At 60.0% G+C, this 22796-nt stretch carries 15 protein-coding genes and 13 pseudogenes; 12 read left to right on the top strand and 16 right to left on the bottom strand.

Translation table 11 applies throughout. The features are described 5' to 3' along the window. The first annotated feature begins 95 nt into the window (after positions 1-95). Positions 96-1337 carry a peptide antibiotic transporter SbmA gene (sbmA, locus tag EIO60_RS00985; protein WP_258575636.1) on the top strand — a complete coding sequence of 414 codons (1242 nt, stop codon included), beginning with the start codon at positions 96-98 and terminating at the stop codon, positions 1335-1337. A 155-nt stretch (positions 1338-1492) separates the two neighbouring features. On the opposite strand, the pseudogene EIO60_RS00980 reads toward sbmA, so the two are convergent. From EIO60_RS00980 to EIO60_RS00965, 5 genes and pseudogenes are all read right to left on the bottom strand, one after another. After that, a pseudogene (locus EIO60_RS00980) lies at positions 1493-3047 on the bottom strand (dihydroxyacetone kinase subunit DhaK). Positions 3048-3154: 107 nt separating this feature from the next. Beyond that, the gene (locus tag EIO60_RS16380; RefSeq protein ID WP_374058078.1) at positions 3155-3454 is read right to left on the bottom strand and encodes a YncE family protein; all 300 of its coding nucleotides are present in this window, start codon (positions 3452-3454) and stop codon (positions 3155-3157) included. Between the two features lie 159 nt (positions 3455-3613). Further along, entirely contained in the window at positions 3614-3910 is a 297-nt protein-coding gene (locus tag EIO60_RS16375) for a YncE family protein (protein ID WP_374058077.1), read from the bottom strand. Between the two features lie 474 nt (positions 3911-4384). Further along, positions 4385-4594 (bottom strand): annotated as a pseudogene (locus EIO60_RS00970) (DUF1471 domain-containing protein). 213 nt (positions 4595-4807) lie between these two features. Continuing rightward, positions 4808-5824 (bottom strand): annotated as a pseudogene (locus tag EIO60_RS00965) (MFS transporter). Between the two features lie 139 nt (positions 5825-5963). Here EIO60_RS00965 and EIO60_RS16370 point away from each other — a divergent pair. After that, positions 5964-6206, top strand: a complete 243-nt coding sequence (locus EIO60_RS16370) for a cupin domain-containing protein (protein WP_374058076.1) — start codon at positions 5964-5966, stop codon at positions 6204-6206. Next, positions 6136-6460 (top strand): annotated as a pseudogene (locus EIO60_RS16365) (helix-turn-helix transcriptional regulator); the annotation flags it as partial. The gene EIO60_RS16370 and the pseudogene EIO60_RS16365, both read left to right, overlap by 71 nt. A 22-nt stretch (positions 6461-6482) precedes the next feature. On the opposite strand, the pseudogene EIO60_RS16360 reads toward EIO60_RS16365, so the two are convergent. The 3 genes and pseudogenes from EIO60_RS16360 to EIO60_RS00950 form a co-directional block, all read right to left on the bottom strand. Beyond that, positions 6483-6934: pseudogene (locus EIO60_RS16360) on the bottom strand (methyl-accepting chemotaxis protein). A 164-nt stretch (positions 6935-7098) separates the two neighbouring features. Continuing rightward, entirely contained in the window at positions 7099-7341 is a 243-nt protein-coding gene (locus EIO60_RS16355; RefSeq protein WP_374058075.1) for a hypothetical protein, read from the bottom strand. 112 nt (positions 7342-7453) lie between these two features. After that, positions 7454-8150 (bottom strand): annotated as a pseudogene (locus EIO60_RS00950) (N-acetylmuramic acid 6-phosphate etherase); the annotation flags it as partial. On the opposite strand from EIO60_RS00950, the gene EIO60_RS00945 reads away from it, so the two are divergent. Beyond that, positions 8043-8297 (top strand): hypothetical protein, encoded by a 255-nt coding sequence (locus tag EIO60_RS00945; RefSeq protein WP_258575658.1) that lies wholly within the window; start codon positions 8043-8045, stop codon positions 8295-8297. The pseudogene EIO60_RS00950 and the gene EIO60_RS00945 overlap by 108 nt on opposite strands. 34 nt (positions 8298-8331) lie before the next feature. Here EIO60_RS00945 and gltP read toward each other — a convergent pair whose 3' ends face one another. After that, entirely contained in the window at positions 8332-9633 is a 1302-nt protein-coding gene (gene gltP / locus EIO60_RS00940) for a glutamate/aspartate:proton symporter GltP (protein WP_258575635.1), read from the bottom strand. Between the two features lie 572 nt (positions 9634-10205). Between gltP and acs the strand changes: the two genes are divergently transcribed. From acs to EIO60_RS00915, 5 genes are all read left to right on the top strand, one after another. Then, entirely contained in the window at positions 10206-12161 is a 1956-nt protein-coding gene (gene acs / locus EIO60_RS00935) for an acetate--CoA ligase (protein WP_258575634.1), read from the top strand. 145 nt (positions 12162-12306) lie between these two features. Then, positions 12307-12636 carry a DUF485 domain-containing protein gene (locus tag EIO60_RS00930; protein WP_258575656.1) on the top strand — a complete coding sequence of 110 codons (330 nt, stop codon included), beginning with the start codon at positions 12307-12309 and terminating at the stop codon, positions 12634-12636. Continuing rightward, positions 12633-14282, top strand: a complete 1650-nt coding sequence (locus EIO60_RS00925; RefSeq protein WP_258575633.1) for a cation acetate symporter — start codon at positions 12633-12635, stop codon at positions 14280-14282. The genes EIO60_RS00930 and EIO60_RS00925 overlap by 4 nt, the downstream gene beginning before the upstream one ends. A 93-nt stretch (positions 14283-14375) precedes the next feature. Next, positions 14376-14537 (top strand): type II toxin-antitoxin system prevent-host-death family antitoxin, encoded by a 162-nt coding sequence (locus EIO60_RS00920; RefSeq protein WP_309484666.1) that lies wholly within the window; start codon positions 14376-14378, stop codon positions 14535-14537. Between the two features lie 204 nt (positions 14538-14741). Continuing rightward, complete coding sequence (locus tag EIO60_RS00915; RefSeq protein WP_258575632.1) at positions 14742-14873, top strand: hypothetical protein; 132 nt, start codon at positions 14742-14744, stop codon at positions 14871-14873. An 82-nt stretch (positions 14874-14955) separates the two neighbouring features. On the opposite strand, the pseudogene EIO60_RS00910 reads toward EIO60_RS00915, so the two are convergent. From EIO60_RS00910 to EIO60_RS00900, 3 pseudogenes are all read right to left on the bottom strand, one after another. Next, a pseudogene (locus EIO60_RS00910) lies at positions 14956-15457 on the bottom strand (YfaZ family outer membrane protein). After that, positions 15431-16007: pseudogene (locus EIO60_RS00905) on the bottom strand (LrgB family protein); the annotation flags it as partial. The pseudogenes EIO60_RS00910 and EIO60_RS00905, both read right to left, overlap by 27 nt. 1 nt (position 16008) lies before the next feature. Next, positions 16009-16425 (bottom strand): annotated as a pseudogene (locus EIO60_RS00900) (CidA/LrgA family protein); the annotation flags it as partial. A 105-nt stretch (positions 16426-16530) separates the two neighbouring features. Between EIO60_RS00900 and EIO60_RS00895 the strand changes: the two are divergent. After that, positions 16531-17429, top strand: a pseudogene (locus EIO60_RS00895) (LysR family transcriptional regulator); the annotation flags it as partial. A gap of 17 nt (positions 17430-17446) precedes the next feature. Here EIO60_RS00895 and EIO60_RS00890 read toward each other — a convergent pair. The 4 genes and pseudogenes from EIO60_RS00890 to soxR form a co-directional block, all read right to left on the bottom strand. Further along, the gene (locus EIO60_RS00890; RefSeq protein ID WP_258575631.1) at positions 17447-19096 is read right to left on the bottom strand and encodes a Na+/H+ antiporter; all 1650 of its coding nucleotides are present in this window, start codon (positions 19094-19096) and stop codon (positions 17447-17449) included. 154 nt (positions 19097-19250) lie between these two features. After that, positions 19251-20568 (bottom strand): annotated as a pseudogene (locus EIO60_RS00885) (NCS2 family permease). 336 nt (positions 20569-20904) lie between these two features. After that, positions 20905-21231 carry a glutathione binding-like protein gene (locus EIO60_RS00880; protein WP_258575654.1) on the bottom strand — a complete coding sequence of 109 codons (327 nt, stop codon included), beginning with the start codon at positions 21229-21231 and terminating at the stop codon, positions 20905-20907. A gap of 47 nt (positions 21232-21278) precedes the next feature. Continuing rightward, a pseudogene (soxR, locus tag EIO60_RS00875) lies at positions 21279-21718 on the bottom strand (redox-sensitive transcriptional activator SoxR). A gap of 112 nt (positions 21719-21830) precedes the next feature. Between soxR and soxS the strand changes: the two are divergent. Both soxS and EIO60_RS00865 read left to right on the top strand, forming a co-directional pair. After that, a pseudogene (gene soxS / locus EIO60_RS00870) lies at positions 21831-22256 on the top strand (superoxide response transcriptional regulator SoxS). 247 nt (positions 22257-22503) lie between these two features. Further along, entirely contained in the window at positions 22504-22785 is a 282-nt protein-coding gene (locus EIO60_RS00865; protein WP_258575630.1) for a YjcB family protein, read from the top strand. Positions 22786-22796: the final 11 nt, after the last annotated feature.

The following is a 22796-nucleotide window of genomic DNA, read 5'->3' as shown; positions in this document are numbered from 1 at the left end:
TACGTCACGCGCGATTGTCATCATCGGAACAACACACAACATACAAATAACGCTGAAAGGCGTTATAAAAAGGTGCACACAACAGCGGAGAGCCTATGTTTAAGTCCTATTTCCCCCGGCCAGCGCTGTTTTTCAGCTCGGCTGCGATCTGGAGTCTGATCGCGATTTTCGCCTGGTTCGGCTTTGCCGACTATTTGCCGTCTCGCTGGCCTACGCTGCACACCGCGATGCAGCAGCCGTTGTCGACCACGGCCGCGCGCTTTATCGCCCCCAGCCAGCTCTGGTTTTACAGCTACTACTGGATCATTATGGCGATTTTCGCCCTCGCCTGGCGCGTTATCGATAATCATCCTTGGCAGCGCTGGTCCGTCTGGGGCTCGGCGCTGATTATCTTCGTCACCTGGTTCGGCGTGCAGGTCGGCGTCGGCGTCAACACCTGGTATGGCCCGTTTTACGATCTGATCCAGCAGGCGCTGACCAAGGCGGGTTCGGTGCCGATTAGCCGTTTCTATGCGGAAGTGATGGCCTTCCTCGGCATCGCGCTGATTGCGGTGGTCATCGGCGTGATGAACTCCTTTTTCATCAGCCACTGGGTATTCCGTTGGCGTACCGCTATGAATAACTACTACATGCATAACTGGCAGCGCCTGCGCCACGTCGAGGGCGCCGCGCAGCGCGTGCAGGAAGACACCATGCGCTTCGCCAGCACGCTGGAGGACTGGGGCGTCAGCTTTATTCAGGCGATCATGACGCTGGTGGCCTTTTTGCCGGTGCTGATCGCGCTGTCGCACCACGTCAAAGATGTACCGATCCTCGGCAATATTCCCTATGCGCTGGTGATCGCGGCGCTGCTCTGGTCGCTGTTCGGCACGGCGCTGCTGGCGCTGGTGGGCATTAAGCTGCCAGGGCTGGAGTTCCGCAATCAGCGGGTGGAGGCGGCCTATCGTAAAGAGCTGGTCTACGGCGAAGATAATCCCGATCGCGCCACGCCGCCGACGGTGCAGGCGCTGTTCAGCCGCGTGAGCTTCAACTATTTCCGCCTATACTTTCACTATCTCTACTTCAATATCACCCGCATTCTCTATCTGCAGGTGGATAACGTCTTCGGTCTGTTCGTGCTGTTTCCGTCGATGGTGGCGGGCACCATTACGCTCGGCCTGCTGAACCAGATCACCAATGTCTTCGATCAGGTGCGCTCGTCATTCCAGTATCTGATCACCTCCTGGTCGACGCTGGTGGAGCTAATGTCGATCTACAAGCGTCTGCGCAGCTTTGAGCAGATTTTGCAGGATATTCCGCATGAAGAGATGATGCGCGAAGCGGCGGAAAGCGAGTAGGCCGCCCCACACCGGGCGGCGGTTCAACGCGGCACGGCCCGCTGAGCAATGCGGCCCACGGCAGCAGACGCCGGACGCGTTTAACACCGCGCTTCGCGCTAATCCGCAGCAGCGTGCGCGTTCAGATACGGCACGCAGCCGCGCCGGACCAGCAGCTAGAATACGACGCTTCGCCTCCGTGGAGAGCACGTCCTCTGGCTGCCGCGCCGCGCTTCCCCCAGTGCGGCGAACACCTTCTCAACGGCATACGCGCCAGGATCTTTTACCCCGTCCAGCGTCTGCTGATTCAGGTAGGATGAGCGGCCCGCTCTGGCGCTCTGCATCTGGGCGGTGGATTCCGCGCCCTGCGCCGTAGCCTCTGCCGCCTCCGCCAGCGATTTGCCCGCTACCAGCGCCTCCACCAGCGTGCGGTGGCCAATCTGCGCGCCGCCGTAGTGCTTCATCTGCTCCAGCCCCTGCTTCAGCGCCTCCGGCAGCGATGCGCCCTGCGGCAGCTGCTGCGCCTCAAGCGCACTTTTCACCTTGCGCGCCCCGGCGGCAAAGGTGGAGCCGGTGTCGCCGTCGCCGACTTTCGCGTCAAGCGCGTTGAGCCCCACCTCCAGATCGATCAGCTTCTGGGCGACGCGCGCCACCACCTGACCCACCTGCTCATCCTGTGATGGAGTAAATTCCAGCTGGATGACCACGCGTTCGCTGGTCAGGGAGGTCACCGGCTCCACCGCATGGATCGGCGTCCAGCCCAGCACCTCCACCGGCGCCTTCAGCGCTTCGAGAAATGCGGCTTCCATCTGCAGCACCGTGAGCGAAAAGCCCTTCATATCCAGCGCGCTGACCAGCGTCGCCGGGCCGATAAGATGGCTGATCTGCGCCGCCATCGGGCTTTTCAGCACCTCGCGCGTTACCAGCGCTAGCTCTAGCATTGAAAAGCCGCCAAGGTTGTTGACCAGCAGCACAGCTTTGGTGCCGGCCGAGAGATGCTTCGCCAGCTTTTCCGTCATGATGGTCACCAGCTGCGCGCTGTTCTGCGTGTCCAGCGTGATCACGTCCGGCTTGCCGTGGACCCATGCCCAGTTAGCTCTCGCCCTCTTTGACGCGATTGTCGCGCCGCTCGCCGGGAATATGGCAGGTAGAGAAAGCGACGCCGATACTCGCCGTGCCCTTTATCGCGCGCTGCGCCAGGGTTTTCACCTGCGCCAGCGACTGCCCCTGCTCGGCGGCGTGACCGGCGATTTTATGGATCAGCGCGGTGCCGGCGATGCCGCGCGGCTGCGGGTTGTCCGGCAGCGCGATATCGTCCTGTACAATTACCATCTCAACGCTGTAGCCCAGCGCCCGGGCCTTTTCCGCCGCCAGCCCGAAGTTCAGCCGGTCGCCGATATAGTTCTTCACAATCAGCAGGCAGCCCGCGTCACCGGTCACGTTGATAATGGCGCTCAGCACCGCGTCCACGCTGGGCGAGGCGAAGATGTCGCCGCACACCGCGGCAGTTAGCATCCCTTTGCCAACAAATTCCGCGTGGGCTGGCTCGTGCTCGGAGCCGCCGCCGAAAATCAGCGCCACTTTGCTTTTGTCCCAGTCGTTGCGCACCACCACGCGAATATCGTCGCCCAGATCGAGGCGGCTGAGGTTGTGCCACGGCGTGCTCAGCAGCACGCCCGCTATCGCTTCGTTGACCAGATTATTTTTTTCATTCATCAGGAACTGGCTCATTACATCTTCTCCATTGGTGTTGATGCCGCCAGGCAGCGGCACGCTTTAAAGGTAGCCGAAGAAATGCAAAGAGCGGCCAGCGGCCGCCCCTGATGCGATTAGTGAAATTAAAGCACGATGCACATCACGCTGTCCGGGTTTTTCGGCGGTGCTTTGCGCAAGCCAGGCTGCTTGACGCTGACGAACAGCGCCTTGCCGTCGGCAGAGAGCGCCAGGCTGTTGGGCAGACCCGACGTTTTCACCGTGCGTTTCACCTTGTAGCTCTCCGCGTCGATAATGCTCACTTCGCCCGCTTTGCTATGGGTAACGTACAGCTCATTGCGCTGCGGGTTGAACAGCACCGCCAGCGACTCCGGCACGGCGATCGTCTGCATCACCGTCTGATCGCGCAGATCGACCACCAGCACCTGCGGCTGTTTCGAATAGCTGAGGAAGGCGTGCTAACCCTGGGTGTCCAGCGCGATATTCAGGAAGAAGTGTTCTTTATCACCGTCGATCTTCTGGCGTTTTTCCACGGTGTTGGTGCGGGTGTTGATAGTGACCAGCTCTCCGTCACCGTTGGTAACTTAGAGCTTCTGCTTCTCGCTGCCCACCGCCAGGCCGGTGCCCATTTTAACGGTGTTCGGCACCGTGCTGATCAACTGCATTGTCTTGCCGTCTACTACCCAGACCACGCTCTGCGGTCCCAGACCGGTGACGTAAACGTGATTAGTTTTAACGTCGACGGCGATCTCACGCGGCTGCAGCGGATGCACGTTCTCGCCGCGCTTGCGCCCGTCGAGCACCAGCGTATTGAGCACCTTGCCACTGGCGGTGTCGATAGCGATCAGCGCGCTGTTCACGGTATTGCCTATATAGAGCACGTTGGTCTACGGGTTGATGGCCGCGCCAAAGCTTTTTAGCTCGGTCGGGATGGTCTGCTTAACGGCCAGGTTCTGTGGATCAAGGCGGAATACCGCGCTGCCCTGCGAGGCGGCAAGGAACAGCGCGTTGTCTCTGGGGCTAAAGGCCAGCTCATAGGCGCCTTTGCTGACCGGCTAGTTGAGTTCGTCCGCGCGCCCAGTGTACCGGTGGCGGCGAAGAGGGCGGCGGCGAGCAGCGTGGTGCGCAGCGCAAAAGATAAAGATTTCATGATCTCTCCATAGCAAAAATTCACCGCCGTCAGGCAGTGCAGGAAAGCTCACATTGCAACCATACAAAAAAGAGAAACAGCCTTAAGGCCGACGAAGGATATTTTTTTGCAAATCATAAGGATTTATTGCCGGAAGGGAAGCTTTTTCACCTCTTTAAACGCCGCCAGGACGCCCGCAGGCGTCCTGTCAGCAACGAGATCGCGCTTATTTCAGCAGTTCAGACGTCATGTGAACGCCGTTGTTATTGTAGGCTTCGGTCACTTTATAAAAGGCGCTCGCTTCTTTCGCCTACGCGGCGATTTTCGCTTCCGCGCCGTCCAGCGTTGAGTCAACAGCGGTCACGCTCTGGGCGAAGCTGGTCAGCGGAAGAACGGAAATCGCGATAACAGCAGCAAAATTTTTGATAGTTTTCATGGTCAATTCCTCGGTAGATGTTTATTCAGGTAAGGCGTATCGCCTTGTTGAGAGAGATAATAGACTGGGGGCAGATAGTGAATAGCGGAGATAATTGCCGTTCTTTATCAAATTTACTGATTAATAAAGCGCACAAAGGGGGTAGCCGCGCCACAAAAGGTCAAATCGCTGGCAGAAAGGGAAAGGTCAGCATATTGCGCTGTCCTTTAACCTTTATCCATGATGACGTACGCGCGTGAAGATAGTTATTGCCGCCAGCAGCATCAAGACGCCGCTGTAGAGGAAGACGCCGCCCGCATCGCGCAGGTCGAACACCCAGCAGCCCGCCGCCCGATTCAGCGTCGTCCGGCACCGCGCGCGAAATCCAGGTGGACCAGCCGGTCGACATCGAGCCAAACGCCAGTCCCTATAGCGCCACGCCCGCGCCGACCAGCCAGGGAAAGGTCGCCGAAGTTCACTAGCAGCAGCGCCACGCCGCTCAGCGTCAGCGATACGCTGCGCGTCACCAGATAGCCGCCCGCCAGCGAGGTGCCGAAGAAGTTAGCCACGCCGAACGCCAGCAGCACCAGCGAGAGCTGATTGACGTTAAGCTGCGCCGCGCTTTCCAGAAAGGGCGCAGACAGGTGAAGAAGGCGAAGTGGCCGGTGAACATCATGATCACCGCCAGCATGCCCCAGAGCATCAGGCCGCTGCGCAGCAGATCGAGCATGCCGCCGCTGCGCGCCTTGTTTTCCGGCGGCATCGCCGGCAGCGTAAAGGCCTGCCACACCAGCGCCACCACGCCTAGGGCGGTGGTGAGCATAACATAAAGATATTGCGCCAGCAGATCAGCGAGCCCAGATAGCTGCCGAGCGGCGCAGCAATAATGGTCGCCAGCGAAATGCCGCTGAAAACGATCGACAGCGCGCGCGGCACCTGATCTTTCGGCACCAGCCGCATGGTAATGGCGGTAGCGAGCGTCCAGAAGCCGCCAATCGCCATGCCGAGCAGCACGCGCGCCAGTAGGAGCAAGGTTAAATTGCCCGCCAGCGCCACCAGCAGCGCAGTCACCGTCACCGTTTGTCCCGCCTGCCCTTCCGACACCCGCAGCGAGGCCGCGATCGGCGTCAGCAGGCTGACCGGCAGAAACTCCGCGGTGATCAATCCAAATACCCCAAACGCCATTGAAAAGACCGCGGCCTAGGTGGGACGCGCGGGTACGGAAATCTCATCAGCCACTTCTGAACTCAGACTCATGCTGCTTCTCCAGAGAAAATTTATAAAGGGGGAGAATGAGGTGCGCGTCAAGACGATCTATGATGGTTACACCTTCATTCTTGATAATTCGTCCTGATTGTTATGAGCCACTATGAAGATCTGACCAGCAAGCATGCTGATGGGCATGCGACTGCACAGCGTTACCTATCAGCGCATTCAGCTCGCCGCCCCGTTCGGCCTGCGCTATCCGCATGCGCCGGGCCGCGCGCAGTTCCACTTCGTCGGGCGCGGACCGCTGCTGGTGCGCGGCGAATCGGGCGAGATTTTTCAGCTGAACAGCGGCGATGCGCGATCCGCGCCTGAGCAAGACAATCGCCGCGATGCATCGCGTGCCGGGCGAAAACTGGACGGTTGAGGGGCCGGCGCGCGTGGCGGGCTGCTCGCGTTCGGTGTTTGCCGAGCGCTTTCAGAACGCCACCACCATGACGCCGCTGACCAAGCTGCGCATGCGGCTGGCGGTGCAGCGCATCGTCAATAACGGCGAAGCGGTTCCAGCTGGGGTATGGCTCGCTGGCGGCCTTCAGCCGCGCCTTTAAGCGCATTATCGGCCAGCCGCGCTGCGCGCCGGACGGGACGAGGCGCGCGTCGCCTCCTAGCGGAAGACTCTGATCGACTCCACTAGCCGGTTGGCCTAGTGCGTCATACGGCCCGACACCTCGACGCTCTTCTGCACCCGCGCCGCGTTGCGGTGGGTGATGTCGTCGAGATCCTCCACCGCCGTGGAGACCTCGCTCAGTGCGGTGGACTGTTCGACGGTCGCCGCACTGATCTGGGCGATCAGCGATGAGACGTTCTGCACCTGCACAACGATATCCTGCATGGTGCGGCCCGCCGCATTACCGCGATCACTGCCCAGGCGGACGCGGCCCGCGCTGTTTTGATTTCGCTGGCGGCCGTGGCACTGCACTGCGCCAGGTTGCACACCTCACCGGCCACCACGGCGAACCCTTTGCCCTGCTCGCCGGCGCGCGCCGCCTCTACTGAGGCGTTGAGCGCCAGAATATTGGTCTGGAAGGTGATGCTGTCGATCACGCTGGCGATGCGCTGCGAGCTGTCGGCGATCTCCGCCATAATGCTGACCATCTCCTGTATCACTTCGCCGCCCTTGCTCGCCGCCTGGCTGGTCTGCGCGGAGAGGGTATTCGCCTCGCCCGCGGTTTCGGTGTTGCTTTTCCCCGTGGTGGTCATCTCATTCATGGTGGCCGCGGTCTGCTGCACGTTGGCCGCCGCCTGGTCGGTGCGGCGGCTCAGTTCGTTGTTACTGTCGTCGCTGGCGCTGAGCACGTTGATCGCCTGGCCGCTGACGTCGTCCACCAGCCAGCGGAACATCTAGCACGCAGCGTCATGCCGACCTCATCGACGCGATCCATCTTCTCGACCTTGTGGCTGGCACCGGTGGCGACGCTGATCGCCTGCTGGCACATTCGCTCGATGGGGCGCGAGATCTGCTGTTTCATCCACAGGCTGGCCAGCAGCAGCAGGATCGCCATGTCGCCGGTAAAGCAGCCGAGCGCCGCGGCAGGGTTTTCAGCAGCGAGCCGACGCGGCGCCAGCCGGTGCGCACGAGCAGCCTTTTGTGGAAACGGCGCCCTTTCGCCCGCCCATCGCGGAAATCGCGGTAGAGCGCTTCAGTCTGGCGCACCTCCGCCTCGCCCGGTTTGGTCGCACTGACATAAAGCCCCGCACCAGCTTCTGGTTGGTGGCCTCGACGTCCACCATCAGGTTGCCGTAGACTTTGCCGCTGCGGATCATCGCGCCGGTGGTGAGCATATTGAGCATCAGCTTCTGGGCGGTGCCCGCCTTCATACGCGAGGAGCCGGTGACCACTTCCGGGCCGACCACCGGCGTCAGCGCAATGTCGGCCTCCTGCGCCATCGGGCTGTGGGGATTGCAGCTCAGCGCCGCCGTGGTAGCGCCGAGCGAACGGGCATACGCTAGCGCGCCCAGCACGTAAGGCGTGCGGCCGCTGGCGGCGATGCCCACCAGCACATCGCTGGCGCTGAACTGGATGTCGCGCAGATCCTGCGCGCCCTGCTCGCGGTTGTCCTCGGCGTTTTCTACCGCCTGCAGGATCGCCTGGTGGCCGCCGGCGATAAGGCCGATCACCTGGCCGCGCGGCGTGCCGAAGGTCGGGGGGCATTCGCTGGCGTCGAGAATGCCGAGTCGCCAGGAGGTGCCGGCGCCGCACCAGGTGGCCGCCCTGCGCGAAGGCAGCGACGATGGCATCAACCGCCTGCGCCACCTTTTTATCTTCGTTGTTGATGACGCACAGCATGGCGTCGGTGGCGAGTTCGTCGATGTTCTGGCTGGCCTGGTTGCGGCCTTCGGTGATCAGCTGGCTGAGGTCGATAGTTATGGGGCGTGCTCTAGGGGAAAGTATACAGGCCCGGTTTTATCATATTTGCGGGATAAAAAAAAAGGGTTCAGACGTGGTCTGAACCTTTGATCTTCGCTACGCTGGCTAGCAAGATGCTAACGCGTTAGCTCGCCGTTTGCGTGCGCAGCTTCAGCTCGTAGGCTTTCGCCTGCTCGGCGTCGAACTGATTCTCCCAGCGGGCGATCACCAGCACCGCCAGTGCATTGCCGATGACGTTCAGCGCGGTGCGCGCCATATCCATGATGCGGTCGACGCCGGTGATAAAGGTCAGGCCTTCCAGCGGAATGCCAACGCTGCCCAGCGTCGCCAGCAGCACCACGAACGAGACGCCCGGCACGCCGGCGATGCCCTTCGAGGTCACCATCAGCGTCAGCACCAAGATAATCTCATCGGTGAGCGACAGATCGATGCCGTACAGCTGCGCGATAAAGATCGCAGCGATGCTCTGGTAGAGCGTCGAGCCGTCCAGGTTGAACGAGTAGCCGGTCGGCACCACGAAGCTGGTGATCGCCTTCGGCGCGCCGTAGGCCTCCATCTTCTGCATAATGCGCGGCAGCACGGTTTCCGAGCTAGAGGTGGAGTAAGAGAGGATCAGCTCATCTTTCAGGATGCGCATCAGGGTGGTGATGTGCAGCTTGCACAGCCGCGCCACGCCGCCAAGGATAATGAAGGCGAAGAAGAGAATGGCGGCGTAAACCAGCATCACCAGCTTTGCCAGCGGCCACAGCGAGCTGAAGCCAAAGTTGGCGATGGTGACGGCGATCAGCGCGAACACGCCTGCCGGCGCATAGCGCATAATCATATGCGTCACTTTAAACATGGTTTCCGACACGCTGCGGAACAGGTTCACCAGCGGATTGCGCTGCTCGGACGGCAGCGAAGAGAGACCCAGGCCGAACAGCACCGAGAAGAAGATAATCGGCAGCATGTCGCCCTTCACCAGCGAGGCGAAGATGTTCTGCGGGATCAGCGATAGAATGGTGGTCACCAGGCTGTGGGGCCCGTTCTGCACTGCTTCGGTGGTGGCTTCATACTTAGAGATGTCCACCGTTGCCAGCGTTGACATATCAATGCCGGTGCCGGGTTGAAACACGTTAGCCAGCGTAATGCCGACCACAATGGCAAGGGTGGTGATCACTTCGAAATAGAGAATGGTTTTGACGCCAATCCGCCCCAATTTTTTTACATCACCCACGCCGGCAATGCCGACAATCAGGGATGAGATCACGATGGGCACAACAATCATCTTGATGAGATGAACGAAGATATCGCCCGCCGGGCTGAGAATATTGGTGATTAACCATTCACGATCGTCTGGCTGATTATGCAGCACGGAACCGACAACAATGCCGAGCACCAGAGCAATCAAAATCTGCCAGGCGAAGGTTATTTTAAAACCTTTCATAACGCGTTATTTCCTCAGTCAGAACCCCTATTGCTACGCTGCGAAGGTGCAGAGAAGGATACACACAGGGAAGTGAGCAAAAGCCAGGTAAATTAGAATGTTATTGAGGACAGCGTCCCGCACGAACATGCGAGAATTCCCGTACCCTTTTCAGACGCCGTCTGGTTAAGCTCCTGCTGAGCAGGAGTCAAGATAAGTACCATTTTCACGGTGGTAAATGCAACCCCTGGCGCGTTCGATTAAAGATTAGCCACTCTTATAGCATAAAATGCTGTTTTGTTATCAAAACCCTAACTTACTGTTCTAAAAAATAATAGTCTCGCCTTTTTCCGCATAGCTATGCAGCTTGCGCAAATTGTCGCCGGGCGCGTTTGCCTATTTTTTCATCATCTTCTCTGCGATTTACCTACACTGTCAGGCAACAGGCCGCGCAAAAGTGATGGCCTTTGCGCCCTGTTGGGAGGCGCAAATCTGCTCTCGTGATCTGAGACGCAAAAAAGAAACAAAGCGATGGCACGGGCTTTAATCAACCTTTGATTGACATATTATTAAAATTTTCAAGGAGATCCGCCATGAGCCAACTACATAAACACTCGATACCTGCCAGTATCGCCGCTAACGCACTGATCACCGCTGAGCAGTATCAGACGATGTATCAGCAATCCGTCCGCGACCCGGATGCGTTCTGGGGCGAACAGGGAAAAATCCTCGACTGGATCAAGCCCTACAGCAAAGTCAAAAACAGCTCTTTTGCGCCGGGCAATATCACCATCCGCTGGTATGAAGACGGCACGCTCAACCTAGCGGCAAACTGCCTTGACCGCCATCTGGCGACACGCGGCGACCATCCCGCCATTATCTGGGAAGGCGACGACGCCAGCGAAAGCAAGACCATCACCTTCCGCCAGCTGCATAACCAAGTGTGCCGCTTTGCCAACGTGCTGCTGTCGCTGGGGGTGAAAAAGGGCGACGTGGTAGCAATCTATATGCCGATGGTGCCGGAAGCGGCGGTGGCGATGCTCGCCTGCGCGCGCATTGGCGCGGTGCACTCGGTGATTTTTGGCGGCTTTTCGCCAGAGGCGGTGGCGGGACGCGTGGTGGACTCCAGCGCGAAGCTGATTATCACCTCTGACGAAGGGGTGCGCGCCGGCCGCACCATTGCGCTGAAGAAAAACGTTGACGACGCGCTGAACAATCCCAGCGTCAACAGCGTGAAAAATGTGGTGCTGCTGAAGCGCACCGGCAGCGACGTCGACTGGCACGACGGGCGCGATCTCTGGTGGGACGAGCTGATCGATAAGGTCAGCGAGCAGCACGCACCCGCCGAAATACAGGCGGAAGATCCGCTGTTTATCCTCTATACCTCCGGCTCGACCGGCAATCCCAAAGGGGTGCTGCACACCACCGGCGGCTACCTAGTTTATGCAGCCACCACCTTCAAATATGTCTTCGACTACCATCCGGACGATGTCTACTGGTGCACCGCCGACGTCGGCTGGGTGACCGGCCACAGCTATCTGCTTTACGGCCCGCTGGCCTGCGGCGCGACGACGCTGATGTTTGAGGGAGTCCCCAACTGGCCGAAGCCGAGCCGCATGGCGGAAGTGGTGGACAAGCACAAGGTGACGCTGCTCTACACCGCGCCGACGGTGATCCGCGCCCTGATGGCGGAAGGCGACAAAGCGATTGAGGGCACCAGCCGTCAGAGCCTGCGCATTATGGGATCGGTGGGCGAACCCATTAATCCGGAAGCCTGGGAGTGGTACTACAACAAGATCGGCGACGGCCGCTGCCCGATTGTCGATACCTGGTGGCAGACCGAAACTGGCGGCTTTATGATTGCCCCGCTGCCGGGCGCTACTGAGCTGAAGGCCGGCTCTGCCACGAAGCCCTTTTTCGGCGTGCAGCCGGCGCTGGTGGATAACGAAGGCAACCCGCAGGCGGGCGTGGCCGAAGGCAATCTGGTGATCACCGACTCCTGGCCGGGCCAGGCGCGCACCCTGTTCGGCGATCATAAACGCTTCGAGCAGACCTACTTCTCGACCTTTAAAAACTGCTATTTCAGCGGCGACGGTGCGCGCCGCGACGAGGATGGCTACTATTGGATCACCGGGCGCGTCGATGATGTGCTCAACGTCTCCGGCCACCGCCTCGGCACCGCTGAAATTGAGTCCGCGCTGGTGTCGCACCCGAAAATCGCCGAGGCGGCGGTGGTGGGCATCCCGCACAGCATCAAAGGCCAGGCGATCTACGCCTATATCACCCTGAACCACGGCGAAGAGCCGTCGCCGGAGCTCTACAGCGAAGTGCGCAGCTGGGTGCGCAAAGAGATCGGCCCCATCGCCACGCCCGATATCCTGCACTGGACCGATTCGCTGCCGAAAACCCGCTCCGGCAAGATTATGCGCCGCATTCTGCGCAAGATTGCCGCCGGCGACACCAGCAATCTAGGCGATACCTCGACTCTGGCCGATCCGGGCGTGGTAGACAAACTGCTAGAGGAGAAGCAGACGATCCGCATGCCTTAAACGCCTTTACCGGCCGGGAAGGCTCTTCTTGCCGCCGCCCTTTCCTTACGCAGTGTGTTTCTGAAGTCACATAACAATACCTAATCGGGCCTTTCTCACGCAGCGGCGTGAGGCTGCCGCCTGCACAACCTCTGGAGAAACTGTGATGAACGACGCCCTTTCCACCCAGGAGGCGCTCAATCAGCAGATTGAACGCCATCCGCGCTTTCAGGAGCTGGTGCACAAACGCCAGACGTTCGCCCTGGTGCTGTCGCTAATTATGCTGGTGCTCTACGTCGGCTTTATTTTGCTGATCGCCTTCGCCCCTAGCTGGCTCGGCACACCGCTGCATGCGGGCACCAACGTCACGCGCGGCATTCCTATCGGCGTGGGGCTGATTGTAATTTCTTTTGTGCTGACAGGCGTTTACGTCTGGCGCGCTAACGGCGAATTCGATCGCCTGACGAAGCAGATCCTGAGCGAGGTAAAATCATGAATCGTCTCTCCCTCTGGCTGCCAGCGGCGCTGCCCGGCGCCGCGCTGGCGGACGCGCTGACCGGCGCGGTGCAGAAGCAGGCCACGAACTATCAGGCGATTATCATGTTTGTGGTATTTGTCGCCGCCACGCTGGGCATTACCTACTGGGCGTCGAAGCGCACCCGCTCGCGCAGTGACTACTATACGGCGGGGGGCAATATCACCGGCTTTCAGAACGGGCTGGCGATGGCGGGCGATTTTATGTCCGCCGCCTCGTTTCTCGGCATCTCCGCGCTGGTCTATACCTCTGGCTACGACGGCCTGATCTACTCACTCGGCTTCCTGGTGGGCTGGCCGTTGATTCTGTTTCTGATCGCCGAGCGCCTGCGCAACCTTGGTCGCTATACCTTTGCCGACGTCGCCTCTTACCGTCTGCAGCAGAAACCGATTCGCACCCTCTCCGCCTGCGGCTCGCTGGTGGTGGTGGCGCTCTACCTGATTGCGCAGATGGTCGGTGCCGGCAAGCTGATCCAGCTGCTGTTCGGCCTCGACTACCATATCGCCGTGGTGCTGGTGGGCATTCTGATGGTGCTCTACGTGCTGTTCGGCGGCATGCTGGCCACCACCTGGGTGCAGATTATCAAGGCGGTGCTGCTGCTGTTCGGCGCCAGCTTTATGGCGATCATGGTGATGAAGGCGACGGGCTTCAGCTTAAATAACCTCTTTACCCTGGCGATGGCTGTGCACCTGAAAGGCGCGGCGATTATGCAGCCGGGCGGGCTGGTGAAGGATCCCGTTTCGGCACTGTCACTCGGGCTGGGGCTGATGTTCGGCACCGCCGGGCTGCCGCATATCCTGATGCGCTTCTTTACCGTGGCGGACGCGCGCGAGGCGCGGAAAAGCGTTTTCTGGGCCACCGGCTTTATGGGCTATTTCTACTTCCTGACCTTTATTATCGGCTTCGGCGCGATTCTGCTGGTCGGCGCTAACCCCGCCTTTAAGGACGCCAGCGGCGCGCTGATCGGCGGCACCAATATGGCGGCGGTGCATCTGGCGAACGCGGTGGGCGGCAGCACCTTCCTCGGTTTTATCTCCGCCGTGGCCTTCGCCACCATTCTGGCGGTGGTGGCCGGGCTGACGCTGGCGGGCGCCTCGGCGGTGTCGCATGACCTCTACGCCAGTGTGATCCGCAAAGGTCAGGCGAGCGAGCACGAAGAGCTGCGCGTGTCGAAGATCACCGTGCTGGTATTGGGGGTAGTGGCGATTGCGCTGGGCATTCTGTTTGAGAAGCAGAACATCGCCTTTATGGTCGGCCTCGCCTTCTCTATCGCCGCCAGCTGTAACTTCCCGATCATTCTGCTGTCAATGTACTGGTCGAAGCTGACCACGCGCGGCGCGATGATCGGCGGCTGGCTGGGTCTGATTACCGCAGTGGTGCTGATGATCCTCGGCCCGACCGTTTGGGTGCAGGTGCTGGGCCACGCCACGCCGGTTTATCCCTATGAGTATCCGGCGCTGTTTTCCATGGCGATCGCCTTTATCGGCACCTGGTTCTTCTCGGTGACCGACCATTCGCCGCAGGGCGCGCAGGAGCGTGGCCGCTTCCGCGCGCAGTTTATCCGCTCGCAGACCGGCATCGGGATTTCGCAGGGGAAGTCGCATTAACCGGTATCCTCTCTCGCCAGCGTTTTCGAACGCTGGCATTTTTTTCTGCGTGCAGGCTAAAATAGGCGTTAATCGCACGATTAAGGGATCCCTATGCTGAGTCTTACCGCTAACCAGGCTAAAACGCGTTTTGGCGAACTAATGAACAAAGCGCAGCACAAAACCGTGACTATCACCCAAAATGGCCGTACCGCCTTTGCCTGTCTCCCGCCGAAGAGTATGCGGCCTATGAGCAATTCAAGCTGGAAAGCCTGAGGAGCAGGCTGGCTCACGCCATCGCTCAGGCGGAAAATGAGCAGCTGCACAACGGCGAGGCTGCCTTTGATAAGCTAATGAAGGATCTGTAATGGGAAAGTTTACGCTCACGGATGACGGAAAGAGGATTTAAAAGAGATCAAAGCCCACTCATTAACGCAATAGGGGACTGTTATCACAAAAGATTACTTACAGGGAATACGCGTGGCGATGCAAATGCTGGCGAATCATCAGGCCGGCATTGACGTCAGCAATGAGACCTGGCCGGGCGTCTTTTACCAGCCCTACGACAGGTCATCGCGGTTATTCATCAGTCGCGTCTGCCGAATGTGGTGAAAAAACGTCAGCCCTGAAGTTATGGCAATAAAAAAGCCGGTCGCGCATGCAACCGGCTTGCACAGCACTTGTCTTGATTGAATCAGAAGCGCAGCGAGGCGCCGACGTACGGGCCGTCGACCAGCACGTTGTCTTTGCGGCTGCCCTTGTTGTTCAGCTCGATGTACTGATAGCCGACGCGCAGTTTGATCAGCGAAATCGGGGTGAAGCTCAGGCCGCCCGCGGCTTCCTGGTAGCTGTCAAGATGGTCGGTCAGACCTTCCGGCGCGTAGTAGTATCGCCGTACAGGCCCCACATGCTGTTGAAGCTGTACTGCGCGCCGCCGCCCAGCGCCATGGCGAAGCCATCTTTGCCATCTTCCGGATGGGTGATATGGTCTTGGCGGTCGGCGCCATAAGCAGTCTGCCGATATCGACGTTGTAACCCAGACCCAGGCCGTAGGTGCTACCGTCGTGATCGCTGCGCAGCCAGTTGCCCTTGAGGAACAGGCCCGGCGAGGTGGTGCCCAGACCAATGTTCAGATTGGTGTTATGCTCGCCCACATCGATGCTGCCTTCAATCGCCTGCGCGGCGCCGCTCAGCAGCAGGCTAGAGACCACGCCCTCCTGTTCGCCGAGCTGATAAGCGCGCGCCGTGCCTGCGCCGTTCGAGGCCGCGCCGAATCCCGCGTTTCGCCACACCCTGTTGAATAGCGATGCACAGAAACAGCACATCGCAGATTGCCATACCAAACACGCCGGTGATCACCACAAACAGCGCCACCAGATCCGGCTGGCCGCCGATGGGCTGCGCCGCCGCCAGCGCAAAGGGCGTAGTGATGAAGCGCACCGCCAGGCTGCGCTAGAGCGACTCCGGCAGCGTCAGCAGCCGCGCCAGCTACACCGAACTGCACACCGCGACTAGCGTGGCGGTGAGCTCGCCGGCGCTTAGCGACAGCCAGTGGCGGCGGATAATCGCCATTTTTTCATACACCTGCACGGCGAACGCCAGCGTCGCCGGGCCGAGCAGCCACAGCAGCCAGTCGCTCTCGGCGATATAGTCCTGCCAGGAGACGTGCAGCAGCAGCGTCGCCACCAGTGGCATCAGCAGCAGTGTTACCGCCGTGCAGAGCAGGCTCAGGAGCAGATCCCGCATCGCCGCCCTGCTTACCCACCGCGCGCGCCAGTTCATATTTATTAGCGGCGATCCACCACCAGCACACGGTAGAGGCGAGCACCAGTCATGTGCTAACTGCAATCACCACGCAGATGCGCCAGCCCTCGACGCGCAGCAGATCGCCGTAGTTCACCACCGCGCTACCACGGCGGGAATAAAGAACAGCAGTATCTCCGCCAGCAGCCAGCACGAGCCGGCCTTGACCCAGCGCAGCGGCAGCACGCGCGTGGCGATCAGCGCCAACATCAGCAGCATGCCGACGAATATTGGCGGGCAGCGGCAGATGCAGCCAGCTCACCAGCCGGTCGCTGGCAATAAACATGCCGATATAGAGCAGCAGCGGCAGCCAGAGTCGTTGCACCCTGCCCGCGCGCTGCGGGCTGAGCGCCAACGCCATTTTTCCTTCCTCCGACAAAATATCTGGTGCCCAGTATAAATCCGCTGCAGAGAGGGTGAAAAAAATGAATTAAAATTATTCAAATTATGCCAAAAGGGAATAGTTATGGACGTGCGCGCCTTGCACTATTTTACCGAAGTGGTGCATCAGCAAAGCTTTACCCGCACCGCGCAAAAACTTTTCATCACCCAGCCCACCATCAGCAAAATGGTGCGTCAGCTGGAAGAGGAGCTGGGCTGCACGCTGCTGCTGCGCGACGGGCGATAGCTGCACCTGAGCGACAGCGGCCAGGCTGTCTATCAGCGCGGGCTGGCGATCCTGCAGGAGTTTCACCAGCTGGGGGTGGAGATTGGCGACATTAATCAGCTGAAAACCGGCGAGCTGCGCCTCGGCATTCCGCCGATGGTCGGCATGCAAATCGCCGGGTCGATTTCAGTGTTTCGCCTCCGCTACCCCGGCGTCGAGCTGAATATTGCCGAGTTTGGCGGCCTGACGGTGCAGCAGGCGGTGCTGGCTGGCTCGCTGGATATCGCCCTCACCGCGCTGCCGGTCGACCCCGAGCTGCCGCTGAATACCCTGCGCTGATGCATCACCCGCTCTGCGTGCTGGTGCCGCGCCAGCCGGCGTAGCTCGACCGCAGCCACGTGACGCTGGCGGAGCTGGCGGCGCATCCGCTGCTGATCTTCAACGAGGAGTTTGCGCTTAATCGCCAGCTGATGACGGCGTTCCAGCGGCTCGGCGTGACGCCGCATATCGCGGTGCGCAGCGGGCTGTGGGATTTTCTGGCGGCGATGGTGCAGGCGGAGATGGGGCTGGCGATTTTGCCGGAGCCGATCTGCGAGCGGCTCGATAAGCAATCGCTGCTGTGGCTGCCGCTGGCGTAGGAGCTGAAGTGGAGTCTGGGCCTGATCTGGCGCGAGGGCAGCTATCTGTCACGCAGCGCGCAGGCGTGGATCGCCTGCTGCCGCGAACACTGGCCGGATAAAGCGCCGGGCCTGTCAGTCCAGGCGCGACGCGCGGCTTACTCTTCTTTCTCGATCAGCAGCGCTTCTAGCAGGTCGAGATCGCGCAGCAGACGCTGCATGCTTTCGTCAGAGATCTGCTGCGTCGCGCGCAGGTGATAGACCTCGGCGCGCTCGGCGCGCAGTGCGGTCAGGCGGAAGCGGCGCTCAAGATTCTCCGCGAACAGCGCCTGCTCCAGGTCGCTCTTGCCGTCGGCGCGGCGGCGCAGGTTGCCGATGACGCGCAGGCTTACCTCTTTCAGCAGCTCGGGATCGATGTTCTCTTCGCTGCTGTTCTCCAGCCGCGCTTCCATTTTATGCAGGCTTTCAATAGCGACGCTCGCCATCACCGCGCGGGCGTTTTGCAGCTCGCGGCGGTGTCCAGCCTTATCGATGCCGTCCACGCCGCGCAGCAGCAGCGGCAGCACCACGACGCCCACCAGCAGCGAAAACAGGATCACGCCGGTGGCGATAAACACCAGTTCATAGCGCGCCGGGAAGGGATCGCCGGAGGTCAGGAACAGCGGAATCGAGAGCACGCCCGCCAGGGTAATCGCCCCGCGCACGCCGGCAAACGTCGCAATCAACAGCTCGCGCAGCGAGTAGTTGGCGAACTCCAGCGGCCGCTTCTTCAGCACGCGCTTGCTGAAGCGTTGCATGATCCATAGCCAACCGAAACGCACCACCATCAGCGCGCCGTAGACTAGGATAATGTCGGTGAACAGCATCCACAGCTCGACGTTGGGATCGGCGTTAGCGGCGTCAATCGAGGTGCCGATAATGTCCGGCAGCTGCAGGCCGAGCATCAGGAACACCATGCCGTTGAACACAAACTCCAACATCTGCCAGACGCTGTTGGCGCGCAGGCGAATCGCCAGCGGTGCACGGCGGATAATGCCGGAGCGGGTAATGGTCATGCCCGCCGCGACCGCCGCCAGGATGCCGGAGACGCCGAGATGTTCAGCAATCAGATAGGAGGCGAACGGCAGCAGCAGCAGCAGCACGGTTTGCGTCGCCGGATCGTCGCAGCTCCAGCGGCTCAGCAGACGCAGCGATTTGCCGTAGAGCCAGCAGACCGCGACGCCGGCAATCAGGCCGCCGATGGCTACCTTAAGGAACTCGACGCTAGCGCCGCCCCAAGTGAACACCATGGTACCCATCGCCACGGCCACGGCAAACTTCAGCGACACTAGGCCGGAGGCGTCGTTCATCAGGGCTTCGCCCTGCACGATCGACATAATTTTTTTCGGGATGCGTTCTTCGCCGACGATGCCGGAGAGCGCCACGGCGTCAGTTGGCGACAGCACCGCCGCCAGCGCGAAGGCGGGGATCAGCGGTATGCCCGGCACCGTCCAGTAGATCAGGTAGCCGATGCCGACCACGGTAATCAGCACCAGCACCAGCGCCAGGCCGATAATTTCCCGGCCGTGATGCAGGAACTCGCTGATCGGCGTTTTCCAACCGTCAGCAAACAGTAGCGGCGGGATAAACAGTACCAGAAAGAGTTCGGGATCGAAATCGACGTGCAGGCCGAAGGTCGGCCAGGCGAGCAGAGCTCCGGCGAAGATCTGCACCAGCGGCAGCGGGATCTGAAACGGGAGAATGCGCGCCGCTACCCCGGACAGCGACACTACCAGCGTCATAATGAGAATAGTAAAAAAGATTTCCATGCTTTCCTTAGGCGAATCGTAAAGTCAGAACAGAGAACAAGATCGTGAGCGCTAAAGTGTAAAGCAAAGTTCGCAGAGAGGGGCAAGTCACGCGTGCGGCGCGGCGAAAACAAGAGAAAATTCCGGACGGGGCGGCGCCCGCCCGGACAAACAGTTAAATAGCCCAGCCTCCGGCATAAAAAATTACCAGCGCAGCGGCAATCACTACGGTGCAAACATTCAGCCTGCGCCACTCGCCGGCAAACAGGCGGCCAACAACCAGCACGGCGAAGCCGAGCATAAATGCCGGTCACGATATTGCAGGTGAGCACGATAAACACGGCGGTCAGCAGGCCGGACATCGTATCCACGAAGTCGCTGAAGTCGATTTTCGCCACATTGCTCAGCATCAGCAGCCCCACGTACATCAGCGCGGGCGCGGTAGCATAGGCCGGCACTAGGTAAGCCAGCGGCGACATAAACAGAATCACCAGGAACAGCAGGCCGACCACGATCTCCGTCAGGCCGGTTTTGCCGCCCGCCGCCGTGCCCGCGGCCGACTCGATATAGACCGCCGCCGGCGACGCGCCCACCAGGCCAGCGAACAGGCTGCTGACTGAATCGGTGGTCAGCGCGCGGCCGTCGTTGATGATCTGCCCCTTTTCATCCAGCAGGTTCGCCTGCCCCGCCACCGCGCGGATGGTGCCGGTGGCGTCGAAAACCGCGGTCATCACCAGCGCCAGCAAGCTCGGCAGTACCACCGGCTGTAGCGCGCCCATGATGTCGAGGCTGAACAGCAGCGACTCTCCCTGGCTATCGCGCAGGCTGGGCCAGGCGAACAGACCCTGATATTTCACCGCCGGATCGAAAATCAGCCCGAGCGCGGAAATCGCGATGATGGTCAGCAGAATGCCGCCCGACACCCGACGCTTCTCCAGACCGAAAATCGCCGCCAGTCCCAGCAGCGACATCATGACCGGGAACGAGGTGAAGTGGCCCAGCGCCACCGGCATGCCGGGAGCGGGATTATTCACCACCAGCCCGATGCCGTCTGCGGCGATCAGCAGCAGGAACAGGCCGATGCCAACGCCGGTGCCGTGCGCCACGCCCATCGGCAGATTGCGCAGGATCCGGGCGCGGATGCCGGTGACGGAGATAAAGGTAAAGAGCAGCCCCATCAGGAATACCGCGCCAAGCGCCACCGGCACGCTGATCTGCTGGCCCAGCACCAGGCTGAAGGCGGTAAATGCGGTCAGGGAGATGGCGCAGCCAATTGCCAGCGGCAGATTGGCCCACAGCCCCATGACGATAGAGCTGACGCTGGCGACCAGGCTGGTGGCGACAAAGACAGCTGTGGGCGAAAAGCCCGCCTTGCCCAGCATGCCCGGCACCACGATAACGGAGTAGACCATCGCCAGGAAAGTGGTCAGTCCCGCCAGAATTTCCTGCCGAACGCTGCTGCCGCGTGCAGAAACAGAGAACCAGGCGTCCAGCTTGCCAGCGGACGAGCGTGATTAATATGGCATAGTTGACCTCAAGAATTTTTGTTGTGTGAAACACCCTGCGTCGCCGCCTGCGCAATCCTTGATTTTTGGTCGGGCGCAAGGAGCGCCAGACGGCAGGCAAACGATTACTTCGCGGCGAATAACTGTCCGCAGTGCGGTCAGATAAAAGGCAGGGGATTACTTGGCGTTTGGCAGCCGATTTTCAACTGCTTTTTCGCCTTTATTCAGCATAAAACCAAGCGTGCGATGCGTTTTTTAGGGGTTATGCGGCGGCGACGCAACGTCACCGCCGTGCGGCAGGCGGCTTGCAGAGTAGAGGGCGAGCTAGCTGGCGGGCACGACCCCACCGCCCTGCTCGATAGCGCGCTGCTGAAGGGTGGCAAGCCAGGCCGCGGTGGAAGACATATCCGTCAGGCCGCCGCGCGACTGCATCGCCAGCAGCGAAAAGCTCATCTGGATATCGGCGATGCTGAAGCGCTTGCCGGCGAACCAAGGCTGCGACGCCAGCTGCTGCTCGATCATCTGACGATGCGGCGCCAGCATCGACGCCTCGCTCTGATACCGTTTAATCTGGTACGGCACCTCCAGCTCTTCCAGCAGCCACAGCACGCGGGGCGAGCGTGACTGCTCAAGGTGGTGGACAGTAATTATAATGAATCCCTGTTGTGAGCCTAAGGCAAGTATAGCGCTCAGCCTCTTCAGCGCGGCAGCTCGCCCTTTTCGTCCCTTTCGGGATCGAGCAACACCGCCCCCGAGCCCTGCTGCCCCAGTCGGTCGCCGGAATTGCGCAGCGGGCAGTCGAGCATCGACAGGCAGCCGATGCAGCCGTCGAGATCGTCGAGCAGACGTGTCAGAGTTCGATGCGCTTATCTAGCTCCTCGCGCCAGTGCTGCGTCAGTGCGTCCCACTCTTGCATCGACATGCGCTTGTTGGCGGGGATCTGCATCAGGCTGTCGCTGAGCGTGGCGAGCGGAATGCCGATGCGCTGGGCAATCTTGATAATGGCAACGCGGCACAGCACGTCGCGGCTATAGCGCCGCTGGTTGCCACCGTTGCGCGTACTGGAGATCAGCCCTTTGCTCTCAAAAAATGCAGCGCGGACACCGCTGCGGCGCGCCACTTCGCCGGGCGTCAGCACCGGTTTTGGGTAGTTGCGAGCTTTTTTATTGGGGACTTTACCTCAAGTTAACTTGAGGAATTATACTCCCCTGCGTCAAATAACGAATCCCTCAGGACTAAAGGACAAGATTATGATGCAAGAAGAGATCACCTACTCCCTGACGCACCGGATCGATCAAAACCTCGACAAGAATCTGTCGATTGATGAAGTAGCGGCGAAATCGGGCTATTCAAAATGGCACCTGCAGCGTATGTTCCGTATCGTGACGAAACAGACGCTGGGTGGCTATATTCGCGAACGTCGGCTGACGCTGGCGGCCGAGGCGCTGCACCAGATCCAGCGTCCGGTGTTCGATATCGCCATGCAGTATGGCTATGACTCGCAGCAGACCTTTTCTCACGTGTTCCGCCGCCAGTTTGCGTAAACGCCGACCGCCTATCGTCACTTTATGCGCCGTCAGAGCGCTCAGCGCCCGCGCCTAGTCAGCTTTGACTGTAGCGAACCGGCGGCCAGCTTTACCCAGCGCACCACCGGCGAATACTGCCCGATTCGCTAAGTTTACAGTGCCCTTGACGGGCGCACCTTTCCGCCTCGCTTTTTTCTTACCTGTTTCGATAAAAATTTTTCTACTGTACCAAGCACAAATTTTGTTTATAATTTCAAATCGCGTGACACAAGTCACACATTCTCCTGCCCACCCCCTTTTTTTGTCGACGAAAAAGCCTTTCCTAACAGGCTCTTTCGTCGCCGGTGATGTCCAGTAAGCGTCAGGGATAATCACTTAGATTCAGAGGCATAAGTCGATGGCGACGATAACTACCAGCTTAATTGTGATGCGTTGGGAACTGCTCAGCGCAATTTTGATGTTTTTTGCCAGCACGTTAAAAATTAAATTCCGCCAGAGCAGCCATCACGTGATGGCTTTTATGTGCGGTGGCATCGGCCTGTGGATGACCTGCTGGTTCGTCACCGGCCTGCTCGGCATTTCGCTGAGCATGGAGAATGTGCATAACTTTATGCTGATTACCAAAGATACTTTTATGCAGGTGATGAGCCAGACGCCGCCAGACTGGCCGATGCCCTGATGCGCATTCTG

The organism is Candidatus Pantoea persica (assembly GCF_013753875.1).
GTDB classification, from domain to species: domain Bacteria; phylum Pseudomonadota; class Gammaproteobacteria; order Enterobacterales; family Enterobacteriaceae; genus Pantoea; species Pantoea persica.
The sequence above is the reverse complement of the archived record's forward strand: the minus strand, read 5'-3'. Positions and strand labels throughout refer to the sequence as shown.